15 protein-coding genes are annotated in these 18,817 nt (G+C 49.6%); 2 read left to right on the top strand and 13 right to left on the bottom strand.

The window, feature by feature from the left end; all coding sequences use genetic code 11:
- Nucleotides 1-17: 17 nt before the first annotated feature.
- The 9 genes from AN963_RS02215 to AN963_RS02175 form a co-directional block, all read right to left on the bottom strand.
- Nucleotides 18-1,169, bottom strand: a complete 1,152-nt coding sequence (locus AN963_RS02215; protein WP_055742932.1) for a GerAB/ArcD/ProY family transporter — start codon at nt 1,167-1,169, stop codon at nt 18-20.
- Nucleotides 1,170-1,182: 13 nt separating this feature from the next.
- A complete protein-coding gene (locus tag AN963_RS02210) occupies nt 1,183-2,343 on the bottom strand; it encodes a Ger(x)C family spore germination protein (RefSeq protein ID WP_055742931.1) in 1,161 nt (386 codons plus the stop codon).
- The gene (locus AN963_RS02205; protein ID WP_055742930.1) at nt 2,336-3,496 is read right to left on the bottom strand and encodes a GerAB/ArcD/ProY family transporter; all 1,161 of its coding nucleotides are present in this window, start codon (nt 3,494-3,496) and stop codon (nt 2,336-2,338) included. Before AN963_RS02205 ends, AN963_RS02210 begins: the two co-directional genes overlap by 8 nt.
- A complete protein-coding gene (locus AN963_RS02200; protein ID WP_055742929.1) occupies nt 3,493-5,028 on the bottom strand; it encodes a spore germination protein in 1,536 nt (511 codons plus the stop codon). The genes AN963_RS02205 and AN963_RS02200 overlap by 4 nt, the downstream gene beginning before the upstream one ends.
- A gap of 165 nt (nt 5,029-5,193) precedes the next feature.
- Nucleotides 5,194-5,553, bottom strand: coding sequence for a DUF1294 domain-containing protein (locus tag AN963_RS02195; RefSeq protein ID WP_055742928.1), 360 nt, complete (start codon nt 5,551-5,553; stop codon nt 5,194-5,196).
- Nucleotides 5,554-5,556: 3 nt separating this feature from the next.
- Nucleotides 5,557-6,174 (bottom strand): DedA family protein, encoded by a 618-nt coding sequence (locus tag AN963_RS02190; protein WP_055742927.1) that lies wholly within the window; start codon nt 6,172-6,174, stop codon nt 5,557-5,559.
- A gap of 166 nt (nt 6,175-6,340) precedes the next feature.
- On the bottom strand, nt 6,341-6,919 hold the full coding sequence (locus AN963_RS02185; RefSeq protein ID WP_236707856.1) for a DNA alkylation repair protein: 579 nt from the start codon (nt 6,917-6,919) through the stop codon (nt 6,341-6,343).
- A 103-nt stretch (nt 6,920-7,022) separates the two neighbouring features.
- Nucleotides 7,023-8,801: a B12-binding domain-containing radical SAM protein gene (locus tag AN963_RS02180; protein ID WP_055742925.1), complete on the bottom strand. Its 1,779-nt coding sequence runs from the start codon at nt 8,799-8,801 to the stop codon at nt 7,023-7,025.
- 199 nt (nt 8,802-9,000) lie between these two features.
- Nucleotides 9,001-9,507 carry a MogA/MoaB family molybdenum cofactor biosynthesis protein gene (locus AN963_RS02175; RefSeq protein WP_055742924.1) on the bottom strand — a complete coding sequence of 169 codons (507 nt, stop codon included), beginning with the start codon at nt 9,505-9,507 and terminating at the stop codon, nt 9,001-9,003.
- Nucleotides 9,508-9,662: 155 nt separating this feature from the next.
- Here AN963_RS02175 and AN963_RS02170 point away from each other — a divergent pair, with 155 nt between their 5' ends.
- Together AN963_RS02170 and AN963_RS02165 are read left to right on the top strand one after the other, a co-directional pair.
- Nucleotides 9,663-11,105, top strand: coding sequence for an aminotransferase-like domain-containing protein (locus AN963_RS02170; protein WP_055742923.1), 1,443 nt, complete (start codon nt 9,663-9,665; stop codon nt 11,103-11,105).
- Between the two features lie 129 nt (nt 11,106-11,234).
- Nucleotides 11,235-12,581, top strand: coding sequence for a TrkH family potassium uptake protein (locus AN963_RS02165; RefSeq protein ID WP_055742922.1), 1,347 nt, complete (start codon nt 11,235-11,237; stop codon nt 12,579-12,581).
- A 59-nt stretch (nt 12,582-12,640) separates the two neighbouring features.
- Here the strand turns inward: AN963_RS02165 and AN963_RS02160 are convergent, their stop codons facing one another.
- The 4 genes from AN963_RS02160 to ilvC form a co-directional block, all read right to left on the bottom strand.
- A complete protein-coding gene (locus AN963_RS02160) occupies nt 12,641-14,053 on the bottom strand; it encodes a sodium:solute symporter family protein (RefSeq protein WP_055742921.1) in 1,413 nt (470 codons plus the stop codon).
- A gap of 970 nt (nt 14,054-15,023) precedes the next feature.
- Entirely contained in the window at nt 15,024-16,118 is a 1,095-nt protein-coding gene (gene leuB, locus AN963_RS02155) for a 3-isopropylmalate dehydrogenase (protein ID WP_055742920.1), read from the bottom strand.
- 83 nt (nt 16,119-16,201) lie between these two features.
- Nucleotides 16,202-17,737: a 2-isopropylmalate synthase gene (locus tag AN963_RS02150; protein ID WP_055742919.1), complete on the bottom strand. Its 1,536-nt coding sequence runs from the start codon at nt 17,735-17,737 to the stop codon at nt 16,202-16,204.
- Between the two features lie 56 nt (nt 17,738-17,793).
- Complete coding sequence (gene ilvC / locus AN963_RS02145) at nt 17,794-18,816, bottom strand: ketol-acid reductoisomerase (protein ID WP_055742918.1); 1,023 nt, start codon at nt 18,814-18,816, stop codon at nt 17,794-17,796.
- Nucleotide 18,817 lies beyond the last annotated feature (1 nt).

Here is an 18,817-nt window from a genome sequence, read left to right as displayed (position 1 = left end):
CAGAAAAGGGAGAGACACTACGTCACTCCCTTTTTGCTGTCGTATGATTCGTCGGTCTTCTGCTTGCGAAACCATTGGATGATCGCCAGGAGCACAGGCATAAAAACAGTAGTCAGATATCCGAAGTAAGTCAGATGTTTCGTATAGGCAAAATACTCGACGATGTTCTGAGGCAGCAGCGTAATATAATAAAACGGAAAGATGAGGATAATCGCCATCATTCGCTGAAATCGGATGCCTTTACCAAAAACCAGACGAATGCCGTAGATCGTCGTATAGTACATGTTTCCCAAGGTGGTAAAGACTGATGCGACCCAAATGGCTAAAAAGGCAGATTCCAGCCTCTCCAAAAACCAGCCTGTCCCCTGTGCCGTTTTGACCAGCTCTAATGTCGGCCAAATCATGTTTTGCAATTCCTCATAGCCAAACACCACAATGCCAGCTGCTGCTGTTAGGGCGTAGGAAATGATGGTAAATCCAATACCAAACCACGTCACCAAGCCGATTTTTGTCCCAGGAATGGCAAATCCGAAAAAGATCATGAGTAATTCATATCCCGTGAATAAGGAGAACGTGTTTAGTCCTGTCTTAACTACTTCCGACCACGAATCCAAATGTAGGGGCAATAAATTGTTCCAATCTGCATTGCTAAGGGAGACGTATGGGATCAGGAAAACTGGGATGAGCATGATGGGAAATAATAGCTCATTCACCCTTGCTACCACATCAATCTCATGCATGCAAAGGAACAGGACGATCAGAAAAAGACTGATAAGAATGGCCTCCAGCGGTGTTTCCAGCAACACCGCTGTTACAACCACCTCTCCAAATCCTCTAGCCACCATACCAGCATTTAAAAACTGAAAGGAAAAGAACAGCAGGAACCAGGGAAAGCATAAGATCCTTCCTACCTTCTGATGACGCTCTCCTCCAAAAATGAGGGGACTGTATTCAACAAAGGTACGCCCGGGGAACTCTCTGCTCAAATACACGATGGCGCTCAATGGGAGTATAGCGATCAAGCCACCAATCAATGGCCCAAGCCACCCCATCTCATGCAACCTTTCACTGACACTGCGGGGAAGGGACAAAATACCGACCCCAATCATGGAGCTAATCAAAATACTGGTTAGTTGCCAAGTACTAACGACTCCCCGATGATTTTCCATTTTCATCTCGCTCCTATTGCATCTCCATCCCTAAGCGACGAATCTTGATCGTATAGATAGCATTGACTGGGAAGTTCTTAAAATCCTTGTTCCAGTCGTGCTTCTCCCAGTAGTCGCGGTAATGATGGGCGCGTAGTGCAAGCCCCAGTTTCAGGATGTCGCTGTTGTAATCCTTTTGCAGCTGCGTGAAGAGCTTTTTCGCCCGAGCTTCCATTTCCTTTTTGACCAATGCTTGCATTTTCTTGATGAATTCCTCGGGTGGAATCTTCAAGTTTTCCGTTACCTCCACGATATCTCCCTGCAGTTCACAATAAAAGGTCGCTGAATGGTCACTCTGCTGCTTTCGCTCATTATTGTGCCCTTCATGTAAATCCAGCTTGGTTTTTACAAAATGCGGACGAAAGGTCACGAAACCATTCTTCGTGCCTGGCAAAGGAATGATGACATCCCCACCACGCTGCTTATTTCGCAGCTGCAGCAACGACCAGGATTGGATATCGTTGATCGCTCCTACCATTTTGTGACCCCGAAATACCGCGATCCCTTTCCAGCGCACTTCCGTCTCACTTGCCTGAACGTAATTCAAAAAGGGTTCCATTGATTTGTTTGATGTCTGGTTAAAATAGTCGCCAAGTGTCTGTTCAGGAATTGTACCCATCTTGGCACCGTTCTCGATCAAGTCCATCAAAAACACAACGGGAATCTGTGCCAATAGAGGTTTGATCTTGAGGAGAGAAGCAGCCTCTCCCTTCACAATAATGGGCCACATCAACCGTCGGATTTGCGGCTCCCGACGATAACCATCCATAATATCCTGAATGCCTCTTCTCGCCACCTCTTCACTGACGGCTAGGACACGCGTATGGCCTAGAAATAGCTTCTGATTCAACCTCAGCTGCAGATTATTCGCCGCATCCGTGATCGTTCTACCTGTCACACTCATGATTTTGACAGCATTCGAATTACCACCCCCACCTTGACCACTACTACCAGCGATTTTGATCGCGATCGGGATTTGCACTGTCATCTTGTATAAATCTTCTCTGCCCTCAACGATATCCACCGCGACTGCGAGCACTGAAGTACGTTCCTCTAATTCCCGTCTGTCCCAGCATCCTGTTAACAGTGTAATACAAGCCACGATCGTGGCTATCTGGCACCATTTTTTAGCCACCTGCTTTCCTCTCCTTTTCCCCCTGAACCATCCCTTTCATATACAGGATGATCCAGTAAAGAATCGGCACGCCTAAATTTAGAGCAAGGCTCACGAATCCCAAGTAAGAGCTGACCCGAAAAATTTCCACAATATTTTGCGGCCATAGAGCAATAAAGAAAAGGGGGATAAACATGAGTGCGGAAACGATTCGCTGAAACACGATTCCTTTGTTAAAGAGTTGGCGCAAACCATAGACAAAAGCGTAATAAGCATTAGCCACCGTAGTAAACACGGCGGCTACCCAAACGGCTAAAAACGCAGATTCCAACCTTTCCAGGATCAGACCTGGCACCTGCGTGGTCTTTACCAGCTCCAGTGTCGGCCAAGTAACCCGTTGTAGCTCCTCGAAACCAAACACCACGATGCCTGCCAATACAATCAACGTATAGACAAACATGGCGATCCCGATTCCATAAAAGCCGGCCCTTACCTTACTATTGTTCTCATGAGCGTAAGCAAAGAAGATCAGCATGATTTCGTACCCAGAAAACGAGTAGACAGCCTCATACACTCCATCGAAAAGTGACTTACCCGACGCTCGAAATAATGGGAACATATTGTTCCATTCTGCTTTTTGAAAGGAAGCAAGAGCAATAAAGAGAATAGGAAACAAGATGAGGGGAAACAACAGCTCGTTTACCCTCGCTACTACCTCTACTTCATGCATGCAGAGGATCTGTGCCAGGAGAAACATCGTGATAATAATGACTTCTAGGGGAGTATCCAGCAGGACAGAGGTCACGACTACTTCCCCAAAAATACGCGACACAATCCCAGTAGAGGTGTACATAAATAGCAGATAGCTAAGCATCCAGGGAAGACTAAGCCATCTCCCTTGTCGAGGCCGCTTGGCCGAGCCCCAAATAATCGGACTGTATTCAATAAACGTCTTCCCGGGGAATCGACGGCTGAGCGCAGCGATCATCCATATGGAAAAGAAGACCCAGATGGATCCCAAAATAGGAGCAATCCACCCAGCCTCAAATAGTCTCGAGGTAGTCGTCCGCGGCAAGGTCAACACGCCTACACCAATCAACGTGCTTGTAATCAGGGACGTCTGCTGCCACAAGGAAAACGTATAGATTTGGCTGCCCTCGTCCTGCTTGCTCACGGCTTATCATCCTCTCGCATACGTACTTTATCGTGAACATGAAACATGCCCGGCCGCGTTCTCATTAAGTGATGAGGGGCTCGAAAGAACAAATCTCGCATGCCGAGCAAGTTTAACGGGCTCAACGGTGACATGTAAGGCACTCCAAACGACTTGATCGATGACACATGGACCGTGATGACGATTAAAAACAACATGATTCCGTAGAGGCCGAACATTCCCGCCAACAGCATGACCGGAAACCTCAGCATACGAATCGCAATAGCAGCACTGTAGCTCGGTGATGCAAACGACCCGATCGTCGTAACCGCCACGATAATAACCATGACAGGGCTAACGAGACCCGCTGATACAGCAGCTTCGCCGACTACCAAAGCACCTACGATCCCAATGGTCGGTCCAATGGGGCCAGGCAAGCGCACACTCGCTTCCCGCAAAATCTCGATCGCGAGTTCCATGAATAACGCTTCGACTAGCGAAGGAAAAGGAACCGTAGAACGTCCAGCTGCCATCGCAATTACAAGCCGGGAAGGAATCATCTCCGGGTGAAACGAGCTGAATGCGATATAGAGAGAAGGTAGCAGCAGGGCGATCGAAATACTGATGATGCGGATAAAGCGAATTAATGTAGCGATGTAAAAGCGCTCGTAGTAATCCTCTGGACTTTGATAGAACTGGGAGAACACGGCTGGAGCGATCAAACCAAAAGGTGTTCCATCCACCAAGATCCCTGCTTTTCCTTCCAACAAGTTGGCGACTACCTTATCCGGCCTCTCTGTGTTCTGAATTTGTGGGAAAGGAGACCACCTGCGGTCCTGAATCATTTGTTCGATGTACCCACTCTCTAGCACTGAATCCACGTTGACCTTTTCGATTCTACTTATGATCTCTTCTATCATGGGCGGGTGGGCCAACCCTTCGATATACATGACGTAAATATCCGTCTGCGTCCGCTGCCCAACCACCATATGGCGCACCCTTAGGTTGGGATCCTTGAGCCGAAAACGGATGAGGGCTGAATTGACACAGAGCGTTTCGGAAAAGCCATCGCGTGGCCCACGCACGACTGACTCGGTTTGTGGCTCTTCCACCCCTCTACGATCCCAACCTCGTGTATTGTTCAAATACGCCTGACACTTTCCGTTAATCATCAATACCGCTGTTCCTGACAGGATGTTGCGAACCACCTGTCTCAGCCGATCCGTTGCTTCTAATTCGTTGGTTGCTGGACCTTCGTACGTCATGTCAGCTGTTGTCATGTACGCAATAATGAACTGACTAATGACGTTACGATCCACCATTCCATCCAAAAAGACGAGGACACAATCTTTTCCTTCCTTGTTCTGAAAGCGCCGAACAACCAGATCATCACATTTGCCTAATTGGAACTGAATTAAGGAAACATTCTCTTCCACATCGGTCGTGAGCTGCAAATCGGAGACGCTCTCCATACTTTTGTCAGCATGCTTTTGAAGTGTATTCGCTTGAAGGGTGTCCTTCCGTTTTTGCCACGCTTTCCAGAACTGGCTCAACGCTCTCCCCCCTTTGGCTCGCTCGTCGATAAAGATGTACGGATAGTGTGCCCAAGAAAGGAAATGAAAACCCCTTTTTGTGCAAACAAAAGACGGATGCGAATATAGCCTTCACCTCAATTAAAAAAGGACTCCGCACGAAACATCGTGCGAAATCCTTCTCTTCTACTGACCAATAGCTTGCAACAGCAGGAACAGTTGCAAGATACAGAACACAGGAACGACAATCATGAACGAGATATGCTTGGTCTTGTGGCGATAGGTCAGCATTCCTGCCAAGGCTCCGATCCCCCCACCCAAAATAGCCGTGAGCAGCAGGCTCGCTTCAGGAATTCGAAAGCCTCGTTTGGGAGCCAAACGTTTATCCGTCGCCATCAAATAGTACGCATACCCGTTCAAGAGCAAACCGCCTACTCCTGCCATCCACAGCATGGGGGTGACATAGCCCACGATCATCATTGCCCACCCCACGACGAGAATTAGATTGCGGTTGCGCTTATGAGCTTCCAATTGACGATGAAACATTTGTTAATCTCCTTTTGCCCGATACGCGCGATTGCTCAGCACATACTTGCGCACGAGAAACCCGATCACGATCAATACAACTAGCGTGAGCAACGTATAAAAGCCATACTTCCGAATCATAGCCACGATGTCTTCGACGTGATTCCCAAAAACGTACCCCAGCATGTAAAAGGCAATCGTCCACACCAGTCCGATTGGGTAGGACAAGAGGGCATAGCGGCGATATGTCATACCACCCATCGCTACCAAATACGGTACGACATGGCGAACGACTGGTAACAAGTAACTGATACAAAGCGCCGAGGTGCCATACTTCCGCAAAAGCTCTGTCGATCGTTCGACGGCATGCCGCATCTTCTCGCTTTTCGAAAGCCACTGCAAAATGGGCTTGCCAAAATACTTTCCAAGTAAAAAGCCTATCGTCAATCCGGAGGCCACACCCAGATACCCTGCCAAAAAAGAGTACACCGGGTTTAAGAGGCCAATCGAGACCAAGAATCCTCCCGTCGCTACGACCAACTCGTCAGGAATTGGCAATCCTACGATTCCCAGCCAGAGCAGAAAGAAAATGGCCAGGTAACCGTATTGCTCTATGATTGACATCAGCAGGTTGATTTCCATGAGCAAAATCCCCTATCCTCGCCACAGTGCGGCTGTTTCTAGGATTGCATGCAAAGGCTTGCTGTACAATTGTGACTTCTATGTAATACGTACGAGCGAGCTAAAAAGGTACTTGTCTATTTTGCTATAGATGCCTTTGTTTTATCAAGCGAAGAAATTTGTTCTTCTATAAATGCTTGAGCGCCTCTCTGCGGCTGAGGTTTGCCATCGATGTCATCTCCACAAAGTGACGCACAGCATCGGGGTTGGTCTTGGTATACTCCCTTAATGACCAGCCTATCGCTTTTTGGATGAAAAATTCCTTGGATCCCACACAAAATCGAATGTTATTGAAAAGAAGCTCTTGATTTGTCTTGTCCTTGTAAGATAGCTGGAACAAGAGAGCCGTTCGCTGCAACCACATATTCGAGCCTTCCAGCCAGCGCTCGTTACTAGTGAGAATCAGAGTGGGATAGAGTCGAAGCAATGTACCAACCGTATGTGAGGCCAAATAATCGACCGTATCCCACCAAGATTTCGTCGTAATCAGTTCTTCCGCCAACTCCAGATGCTCGGGAGTGAACCGTTTTTTCACTTTTTCCAGTAAATCGAGCGCGATGTACTGGTATTCACGCTCAGGCAGTGACCATAGCTCTCGAACGACAACGTCCCAGTCCTCCGGGATTCCCTGTTCTCGAAACAAACGCTTGCCCAGCTCTCTGCGCAAAGGGGATTTGATCCCCAAAAACGGAAACTGGTTCTTCATGTACGCTTCCATTGGTCCAGCCGTGTCCCTGTGCGGTAAACAAGTGAACGGCTGCATCCGTGAACGAGTGGGACATGTCTCTCCCCCTTTTGCTCCCAGAGACTTATGCGCTGGCTACAGGCAGTTGGTTGACGATGGTAAAGTCGTTTTGCTCGCCTTCCTTGTACGGATAGTAGACGACCAGCGTATAGTTGCCTTCGATGACGTCGCCCGTTTTGAGCCAAGTCTCAATATCAAAGCTCACCTTTGCTGTTAGCGTATGCTTAAAGTAATCTTTTTCCACAGATGCATGGCGGGCAAAGTCTTCACGCAGTTGCTCGCGTTGTTCGTAGACTGCCGCAAACGCCCCTTGCATCTCTTGTTTGTCCATGACATCTTCCCACCAGAGTCTTCTCGGGCGATGCTTCTGATTGTGCAGAAAATCGAACTTCATCAAGCTCATGACGTGATCGAGACGCTCCACCTGTTGGGTGTGCAAAAAGCTTTGCAGACGCGTGAACAAATCTTCCAGCTGATGACCGATACGGCTCCAGCCTTGATTTTCCCAGAAGTCGCCAAACGACTGGAAGAAATCAAACGGCGATTCAAATACCTGCTCCAGCATCCACTCCAGCGTATGATCCATCCGGTGGGCATTCCAGTACTTCTCGAGAACATCCTCGACACGCTTGATTTTTTGCATGTCACCAAAGGAAAGCACGTTATTACCGAGAATTTCATATGGCGATTCGTCCATGTAGACGTACCCATGATCCGCTGCGCGCGCACGTACACCTGTCCCCCGCAGCATTTTCAAAAAGCCCAGCTGCAGCTCTTCAGGGCGCAACGCAAAAACGTCATTAAACGTCTTGCGGAAGGACTGATAGTCTTCTTCTGGAAGACCTGCAATCAAGTCCAAATGCTGATCGATTTTGCCTGAGTTTTTGATCTGAGTAACCGTGCGTGACAAGCGGTCAAAGCGCTGAATACGCTGAACGAGTCGATTGGTTTCATCGTTTGTGGACTGTACGCCGATCTCAAAACGGAAAACTCCCGGTGGCGCATTTTCGGTCAGGAAGTCTAGCACGTCTGCACGCAAAATATCGGCCGTGATTTCAAATTGGAATACGGTTCCATTGTGGTTGTCGATCAAAAACTGAAAGATCTCCAGCGCATATTTTTTATTGATATTGAACGTACGGTCTACGAATTTGACAGTCTTAACCCCGTGATTGATCAAGCGGAGCAACTCTTCCTTTACCCGTTCCAGGCTAAAGTAGCGGACCCCATCTTCAATGGAGGACAGGCAATATTGACACTTGAACGGACAGCCTCTGGAAGCCTCGAAGTAAACGACACGGTTGTTCAGCTCATCCAGATGATCCTGGTATGGAGACGGAATGGAGTCCATCTCCTCGATCTGTGCGCGCGGCATGGAGAAACGCACGTACTCTCCATCGCGGTACGCAATCCCGGCTACCTCACGCAAACGAGGTGGTTGCTTTGTCTCGAGTGCCTCCTGATAGACTTGCAGCAGCTCCAGAAAGGTCTGCTCCCCTTCCCCAATCGCGATGACGTCGATCTCCGGATGCTTTTTCATCCAATGATCAGCATCATAGGTCACTTCCGGTCCACCCAAAATGACGGGCACATCCGGGCATACTTTTTTCAGGTTGCGAATAACGTCAAGGGTCTCGCGGATATTCCAGATATAACAGGAAAATGCCACGACGTCTGGCTTGCGCTTGTATATGTCGGCAACAATATTTAAAGTGATGTCATTAATCGTGTATTCGACGAGCTCAATAGTCGGGAAGGACGCCCCGGCATAGCTGCGCAAATAGCGCAAGGCCAGGGATGAATGGATAAATTTCGCATTTAATGTGGACAACAATATATTCATGTTTCGTTCTACTCTCCTTGCACATTCCGGCACCAAAATGACCCGTTGCACGGGTCCAGTAGGTGATGCCAGTCATATTCCTTTCGTAACAGTACCATAAGCGGACAATATACAGCAAATACAGTCCATGGTTATTTGTGTCTATCCGTTAAAAAAAGGGCACCCAGCGCATTTCGCCATGGCACCCTCCTGTCCTCTTTCATCGGTTCAGTTCGCGTACCACGTGTCCTAGCTCTGGGACGATCAGCTTGTTCATAGCCAACCGGACAGCTCCCGTCGATCCAGGTGTTGAGAAGATCATTTTGCCACTCCGCGTCCCGGCAATGGCGCGGCTCAGCATGGCGGCAGAGCCAATGTCTTCTGTATAGCTTAACATGCGAAATAGCTCGCCGAATCCAGGCATCTCTTTGTCCAGCAATCCGGACACCGCTTCAAAGGTATTATCGCGTGGAGATATACCTGTTCCACCGTTTAGCAATATGACTTGGACCTCTGCATGAGCGATACCGTTCTCGATCGCCGCAATGACCTCCGTAGGCTCGTCCCGCACGATCTGGTACAGCGCTGTGGAATGTCCCGCTTCTTCCAGCAATTGCTTCATGAGCTGGCCGCTTTTATCCGTTTCTTCGGTTCTCGTATCGGATACCGTGATCACCATGCACGTAACTTGTTTTGGCGACAAGGCTTTATGTTCTTGCGTACTCATGAAATGTCAGCTCCCATCCCTGTTCTCTCTCCTTCCATGATACCATGCTCTTTCTTTCCAACGGGAGTTTTTCTGATTGCCCTATACCGACAAACCTTTCTTTCCTATATAATTCTCATGACTGCTATTTTTGACAGACAAGGAGGCGCAGCCGGATGGCAAACCGCCCTTTTTTCGCTTTTCACTTCCATAAACAAGCCCATACCCCGATGTACGTACAACTCGCGGAGCAATTACAAACGGCTATTTTACGTGGCGCTTTCCTCGTAGACGGACAGCAACTCATTTCTTTGCGAGATATGAAGACCGTCAGCGGGTGCTCCCTCGAAACGGTAAAAAAAGCTTACGATCACTTGGCCGAAGAAGGATGGCTGGAAGCTGTCCACGGCAAAGGCTATTATTTGACGCAACGTGCCAAAGAAGCACGGCTGGAAAATCGGCTACCTCTCACCGATATTCCGATCGCCTCCCTGGCTGATTCTTCTCCCCGCCCTGGCGAAGAGCTGGTTAAGCGATTGCGTGGAGCCTTTTACGACAGCCTGACGGTGCTGGACGAACCTTCCGCTCAAAAGAAAGTCAGACGCGCGCATGCTGCCAAAGTATTTGCCGATCATTTGAGCCGACGAGGCCTCCCTCATTCACCAGAACGCATCCTTTCCTTTAACCGAAGCACGAGCGGCTTTGCTTTTTTAGCGCAGCGCGTCATGAATCCTCGGGATGTCGTCTACGTCGAAGAATATAGCTATCCCGTCTTTCTGCGATTGCTGAGCCAGTGCGGGATCACCGTACGCCCAATCCGGATGGATGATGAAGGGATCTCCATCGAGGCTCTCGATGCCGAACAGGAACATTACCCTGCCAATTGGCTCCTGATCAACCCTCACTATCATTTTCCTACAGGGATCAGCTATTCACACGAGCGCAAGGAAGCTCTTCTGGCATGGGCAGCACAAAAGAACGTGCGACTGGTAGAGAACGATCATTACGGTGACTTGTGGTTCTCTGCACCCAGCTCCCCTCTGTACCAAATGGCGATAGATGCGCAGAGCTCCGTACAGGTATACTACTTGCACTCCCTGTCCAAGACGCTCGCGAGGGATCTGCAGTTGGGTGTCCTGATGCTTCCTGCCGACCTGAATGAAGAAGACCTGGAGCGCTACCGTCAGATCGTCTCCATGACAGGTGCCGAGCCTTCCCTCCTGATCGTAGAAGCTGCTGTACGCCTGCTGGATGATCCATGGTTCTCCGAGGTGTACCTGGCAGACAGACGTTCCTTGTTTCAATCACGCTTTGAACGCTTGTGGAAGGAGCAACATCACGCTCTCCCTGCCCATGCCCGTATGTACCCGATTTCAGGTGGCTTGAACACTTGGATTGAATGGGGGACCCCTTCTTCTAAAGCGACAGAGAGCGAGGACAGAGTCATTGCCATGTTACTCGAGGAAGGTCTGGAACTTACTCCGGGGCATGCCTTCCGTGTCGCGGATGAGCCTGTAGATTCTGTACGCCGTCCAGCGGTCCGCTTTCCCCTGGCACCCATGGAAGAACGAGAGCTCAAGCACTGGCTGTATCGACTGGGAGCTGCTTTGATCCGATAGTCTGCCACTCTCGATTTTTTCGTTGTTTTCAATTTCTCACTTGCCCATTATACTTACAGTTGTTCCTGCCATACTAAGGTGAGAATGCCAAGTTTTTTACATAATCGAAAAGTCGAGGTCCTCCTCCCTATGATTCGTAAAATCGTCGAAAAGCTTCATCTCGATCCTCCCAAAACGCTGGTGCTTGGTTTTGCTTTGATTATCTTAATTGGGGCCACTCTCTTGACCTTACCCTCCGCTACAATGGATGGGATGGGACTTCCTTGGATAGATGCCTTATTTACTGCAACTTCCGCTACCTGTGTGACCGGTTTGGTCGTGGTGGATACGGGAAGCACATTCACGGTATTTGGTCAGATCGTCATTTTATCGCTCATCCAAATCGGTGGTCTCGGATTCATGACGTTCGCCACTTTTTTTGCTCTGATCATGCGGAAAAAGATCTCACTGCGCGAACGACTGATCCTGCAGGAATCGTTGAATCAGATGACGATTGAAGGCGTCGTTCGCCTTGCTAAAATGATCTTGATTTTTACGGCGCTAGCTGAGTTAATCGGCGGCATTCTGTTGTCCATCCGTTTTGCTTTTGATTTTCCATTGGGGAAGGCGATCTATTTCGGCTTTTTCCATGCCATCTCCAACTTCAATAACGCCGGATTTGACTTGATGGGTGATTTCGCCAGTCTGACCAGATACGTGGATGATCCCGTCGTCACGCTCGTCGTCTGTTCCTTGATTATCCTAGGCGGGATCGGCTTTATGGTGGTGAGCGAAGTTTATGATTACCGGCATACTCATCGGCTATCTCTGCATACCAAAGTAGTACTGTCTACTACAGCTCTGTTGGTGGTAATGGGGACCGTGCTCATTTTCTTGCTGGAATACACGAATCCCAAGACGCTGCAGCCGTTATCGATGCTCGGCAAAATACTCGGCTCATTCTATCAATCCGTGACGGCACGGACGGCCGGCTCCAATACGCTCAGCATCGGTGATATGCATCAGTCTTCCTTGTTCCTGATTATCCTGTTGATGTTTATCGGTGCCTCTCCCGGATCGACCGGGGGTGGGATCAAGACCACGACATTTGCTACCCTGGTCGGCGCAGTCATCGCGCAAATAAAAGGCAAGGAAGATGTCATTTTCTTCCGCCAACGTATTTTGCCACACATGATTTACAAGTCTTTGACCGTCACCATGATCGGACTTTTCATTGTGATTCTCATAACCATGGCGCTCTCTATCACAGAGCCGGGTGCCCAGTTTCAAATGATTCTGTTTGAAGTCACCTCGGCCTTTGCCACGACCGGATTATCCATGGGTCTGACACCGGAGCTGTCATCGTTAGGGAAATCTTTAATTGTGCTTACGATGTTCGCAGGGAGGGTAGGTCCCTTGACCATCGCCTTTGCTTTGGCCCAGCGAAGACAAAAGGAATACTACCGCTACCCGAAAGGAAAGATAACGATCGGGTAACACAAAATACCCCGTACTTCCTAAGCTTTTCCGGAAGTGCGGGGTATTTTTTTCACCACTTACCTCGTATCAGCCTGCTGTAATGCTAAATCACGACGAGCTTCTCTTTTCCAGTACCACCATCCTGCGAGTAGTGCCAGTGCACTCCAGATGCCACTGACAACGATCGGATCAATCCCGGTGACAGGCATGAGCCACCACGTCCAGAGGAGCGAAAACACGGGAGCTCCCCATATCGCGCCAACTGCCCAATTGGACTGAACCGGATGAATGTGGAACAGATAAAACACGACAGGGAAAAAGATCGTAACCCCGCGCAAGGTCATCGCCAAAAACGCCCAATGTAAAATTTTCGCTTGGTCGTCCCAGCAGACAATGGCGTAAGAAATCGCGATGATGGTCAGGATTAGACATCGGGATACAACCAATTTGCGAGCGTCCTCTCGAAAACGAGAAGTGTAACGTTGAATCACATCCCGGTTCAAAATCGTAGCAATACTCAGCGTCAAAGCAGCCCCTGTCATGACGACAGATAGCAAAATGATTGCGTAAGCCCCACCAGCCAGCCAAGCAGGCGAATGCATCAAGAAAAACTGCGGGATGGCCTCGCGAGGAGTCAATTCGGGATGAGCATCATACATAAACAAACCAATCCATGCACTAACCAGTCCGATCAGAATGATAATCACACCTGCGGTTATCGCTCCACTGCGTGCCTCTCGTGCTGAACGACTAGCGAAAATCGGCTGCAAGTACGCTTGCGTCGAAAAAATACCCACGACCATCGAGGCTCCCTGTGCCCAGCCCATTCCGGCTTCCGGTACGACGAGATCCAGTCTCCCTTCCTGCCACCATCTGACGTATGTTCCTCCGTCAATGCTCGCCAAGAGCCAGACACCCGTCCCAAGCAGTAGCAGGACGAGCATGATCGTCTTGAGCGTACCGACGATGCTCGCGCCCATGAATCCTCCCGCCCACACATAGGCGATAATCAACAAGGCTGGAATCAACGCCAAGATGGACAAATGCGTCTGCCAAAATACCGATACAAACGGGAGGGCAGCCAAAATTTGAGCAATCACTTGAATGAACATTCCTAGTGATAAAAAGATACTGCTTCCCAATTGCGCGCGCGAACCGTACTGCAATCCGATCAACTCAGGCAGTGTCTCGACTTGAAGCTGACGAAAACGGTTGGCAAAAAATCCAAGGAGAATGACAGCCACTCCCCCGCCAAGAGTAAACCAGAGCGAAGCAAGTCCATGTGAGAAAGCGAGCTCCCCTGTGCCCACAATCGATGTCCCACCGACAAAGCCGCCAACCAACGCGCCGGCTACCATCCCGGAAGTCAGGGAGCCGCTAGCATTGGTGAAATCGCTCGTCTTCTTGACCCTACGTTTCGCTGCAATTCCAACAATGACAGTCAGGAAAAGAATAAACATGAAGCAGAGGTAAAACGGTAATGATGCCACTTGCGTTCCCTCCAAAGCATCTGACAAGCCAAGTATATTAGTGTGTATAGTATACATTAATACTGAGTACAGTAATGAATAAAAAATTCGTTGGTCTAAGCTTCTTGCACAGCGCAAGCAAGAAAAACGCGGGAACTACACCCTCTTCCTTTTTTCACTCGTTCAGACTGTAGTGGAGGAGAGGAAAAAGGGGGAAAACGCTCCAGCTTCATAGGAACACCTGCTGGGGGGCATCCCTGTCCGGCTTCATATAAAAAACGAAACCGCGTCCAAAGCAGCCGTCTCAGGGAGCTTAATCAGAGGTGGACGCTTACAACCGTGTTTCGTTTTTTCTATTGCGCCTCGGTTGGTGTTCCAAAGATCTTCCGCTTATTTCCCCTTTTTCCTCGGCCAGCTTTGGCTCTTTCACTTGCCTTATTCCGGGGCTTTCCTAGGAGTTTCATTGAGAAAACCCTACTTGGGGCAATGCCTTTGAAGAATGAAAGCTTGGTCTTCCTTATTCAACCGCTCCTGTGACACTTCAAACGAACAAATTTGATGGCTTCGTTCTTCTATTGATTCACCCGTGTCCTTCAAAGCGAAAGGATTGGGAAACTACTCTTCTGAACAGAACCTCGTAATACCTAGAAACCACAACAGCTGGCAGGAGAAGCAGGTTTCCAGACGGAGCGACTCCGGAACCCTACATAGCGGAACAACGAATTCACAGGATCCAGAAGCGGTACCTCTGAGTTGTCTGCGGAGCAGCTACTACTTTACCGCTTCCCCGTGAATCGTTGTGGAGCGGACAGTCTCATCTTCTTCGCAGGGCCGCCGAACCTGTTCGGTGGGGAAAGGTCGAAGCGTAGATCTGAAACCTACTTCTCCTAACCTCCGCTATGTTGGTATCACCATAACTATTTTCAATTCTGATCAATCAAACGAAAAACCCTGCCAAATTTCCCGAAGGAAGGAGGCAGGGTTTTCTTGCTTATTTTTGCACCAACATTTTGGACAGTTCGTCGCGTACCAGTTGGCCCATCTCCAACGTACCAATTGCTTTGCTGCGATCGGTAGCGATGTCGCCTGTGCGATGACCAGCTTCGAGAACAGACCACACAGCATTTTCCACTGCATTTGCTGCATCGTCCATACCGAGCGACAGACGGAGCATCATCGCTACAGACAGGATCGTTGCCAGTGGGTTGGCGATTCCTTGACCAGCAATATCAGGTGCAGAACCGTGAACTGGCTCATACAGCCCAAAGCTGCCTGCCGCCAGACTCGCAGAGGAGAGCATCCCGATCGATCCGGTGAGCATCGCTGCCTGGTCACTGAGAATGTCGCCAAACATGTTTTCTGTTACGATCACGTCAAACTGCTTGGGAGCACGCACCAGTTGCATGGCGCAAGAGTCTACCAGCTGGTGGGAAAGCTCAACATCTGGATAGTCAGCTGCTACCCGCTCAGCGACTTTGCGCCAGAGGCGGGAGCTTTCCAATACGTTGGCCTTGTCGACGGAAACGAGACGCTTTTGACGCTTGCGAGCAATGTCAAAACCGACGCGAATGATTCGTTCGATTTCCGCTTCATTATAAATGCATAGATCTTCCGCTACTTCCCCATTCGGTCCATCGTAGCGTTTTTTCTCTCCGAAGTAGATCCCGCCTGTCAGCTCACGAACGACGATCAGGTCTACACCGGATACGACTTCTGGCTTGAGCGAGGACGCGTCTACGAGAGAGCTATGCATGGTCGCTGGACGGATGTTTGCAAACAGTCCCAGCGCTTTACGGATACCTAAGAGACCTGTCTCGGGGCGCAAATGACCCGGATTTTGATCCCATTTCGGTCCGCCTACAGCACCCAGAAGAACAGCATCTGCATGTTTCGCCAGCTTCACTGTTTCTTCTGGCAACGGTGTTCCGTCTGTATCGATGGCAATTCCGCCGATTCTACCTTCTTCACACGTAAAAGTGACACCTTCCCGTTCTCCGACGAGAGTGAGGATTTTGACCGCTTCCTGCATGATCTCCGGTCCAATACCGTCGCCTGGAAGAACGGCAATGCGATAATCTTTTTTCATCGTCTATCCCGCTTTTCTATTCTATAGTGGTTTCCGTTCTCTACTGATTTCCTTCGTCCTATCCAATTGTGGAAAGAGGATTGTTAGTTGACGCCGACTGGCACAGATTCGCCGCGACGCTCCAAAATCTTGTTGATCGCACGTACATAGGCTATCGCACTTGCTTCCAAAACGTCTGTGCTCACTCCACGTCCTGTCAACGTGAGATCACCTTGCTGCAGGCGGACGAACACTTCACCCAACGCATCTTTCCCTTGTGTAACGGAAAGGATCTTGTAGTCCACAAGCGTCACATCTTCGCCTGTCGCACGGTCAATCGCTTTGTAAATCGAATCGACGGAGCCATTCCCAATCGCTGCTTCTTCTACCGTGGAGCCATCCGGGCGCAGCAACCGTACGCTGGCCGTCGGTACCGAGATGTTGCCGTAAGCGAGCTGGACGGATTCCAGCTGGAAGGCTTCTTGGCCTTTTACCATTTTGGTATCGACGAGAGCGAGAATGTCGTCATCGCTGATTTCCTTTTTCTTATCGCACAGCACTTTAAAAGCTGCAAACGCGGTGTTCACTTCGTCCTGTTCGAGATGATAGCCGAGCTCGACCAGCTTCTCCTTGAACGCATGGCGACCGGAGTGTTTGCCGAGCACCAGCTTGTTTGACTTGAAGCCAACCGATTCAGGGCGAATGATTTCGTACGTCGTTACTTCTTTCAGCACGCCATCCTGATGAATGCCGGATTCGTGGGCAAACGCGTTTGCTCCCACAACTGCCTTGTTCCCGGGAACAATCATCCCAGTCAGACGACTCACCAGTTGGCTGGTACGAGCGATTTCTTTCAGGGTGAGCTTGGTCGTCGCCTGATAGTAATCCTTGCGAGTCTCCAACGCCAGCGCTACTTCTTCCAGAGCCGCATTACCAGCACGCTCGCCAATTCCGTTGATGGTGCCCTCGACTTGTGTCGCACCAGCCTCAACGGCAGCCAAGCTGTTGGCAACTGCCATCCCCAGGTCGTCGTGACAGTGGCAGCTCAAACGAATGTTCTCAGTAGCCGGCACCATACGTCTCAGATCGCTGAAGATTTGTCCGTACTGAATCGGCGTCATGTACCCGACCGTATCCGGAATATTGACTGTCGTCGCACCAGCCTTGATGACCGCTTCGACGACCTCCGCCAAAAAGTCGATTTCCGTGCGCGCCGCATCCTCTGCGGAAAATTGCACTTCCGTGAAGTACTTTTTCGCATACGTGACTGCTTCCACGGCACGAGCAAGCACTTGCTCCTTGCTCATGTTCAGCTTGTACTGGCGGTGAATCGGTGATGTTGCAAGAAAGACGTGGAGGGATGCGTTTTGCGCGTTGCGGAGCGCTTCGTATGCCTTATCCATGTCGTCTTTAACGGCACGTGCCAAGCTTACGATGGTGGAGTTTTTCACCCGCTTCGCCACTTCGGCCACAGACTTTTGGTCACCAGGGGAGGCAGCTGCAAAGCCTGCCTCGATTCTCGTAACGCCCAACTTTTCTAGTTGAAGGGCAATCTCCACCTTTTCGTTCGTGCTAATATTGACACCTGGAGACTGCTCTCCATCTCGTAAAGTCGTATCAAAAATCTCAATGGTCCGCATGAACTTTCACCTCCACATTTTTTTCCTACATTATATATTGTCTGTGAATCGGCCAATTATTGGCCGATTTTTACTTCTTCTTTTTTCGTATCTTTATTCAACCAAGACATCATGCCACGCAGTTGCTCACCAACCACTTCGATGCCATGCTCGGATTCCAGACGACGGCGGGAAGTGAAGCCAGGACGGTTCGCTTGGTTTTCCAAGATCCAGTTGCGAGCAAATGTACCATCTTGGATTTCAGCCAGTACTTTTTTCATTTCTTTGCGAGTCTCGTCAGTGATGATGCGGCGGCCTGTGCTGTAGTCACCGTACTCAGCAGTGTCAGAGATGGAGTAGCGCATACGAGCCAGACCACCTTCATACATCAGGTCAACGATCAGTTTCAGCTCATGCAAGCACTCGAAGTATGCGATCTCTGGAGCGTATCCAGCTTCAACCAGTGTATCGAAACCTGCTTTTACGAGTTCGCTTGCGCCACCGCAAAGTACTGCTTGCTCACCGAACAGGTCCGTTTCAGTCTCTTCACGGAAGCTAGTTTCGATAACACCAGCTTTGGTGCAACCGATACCGCTGGAGTATGCCAGTGCGAGGTCTTTCGCATTACCAGTTGCATCTTGATAGATTGCGATCAGGCCAGGTACGCCAAAGCCTTCTTGGTACACGCGGCGAACTAGGTGACCTGGGCTTTTTGGAGCAGACATGATTACGTCTACGTCAGCTGGTGGTACGATTTGCGCATAGTGGATGTTGAAACCATGAGAGAAGCAGAGAGCTGCGCCGGATTTCAGGTTTGGAGCTACTTCGTCACGGTATACTTGTGCTTGACGCTCATCTGGCATCAAGATTTGTACTACGTCAGCACGTTTGGTTGCTTCTGCTACTGTCAGAACTTCAAAACCGTCTTTAACTGCTACATCCCAAGACTTCCCTGGGCGAAGACCTACTACTACTTTATAACCGCTATCGCGCAGGTTTTGTGCTTGTGCGTGTCCTTGGCTGCCATAACCGATGATTGCGATCGTTTTTCCGCGCAGTACCTCTTGTTTTACGTCTGCTTCATAATACATTTTTACCATT

The organism is Brevibacillus choshinensis, assembly GCF_001420695.1.
In the GTDB taxonomy this organism is placed as follows: domain Bacteria; phylum Bacillota; class Bacilli; order Brevibacillales; family Brevibacillaceae; genus Brevibacillus; species Brevibacillus choshinensis.
This window is presented reverse-complemented; position numbering and strand designations above follow the sequence as displayed.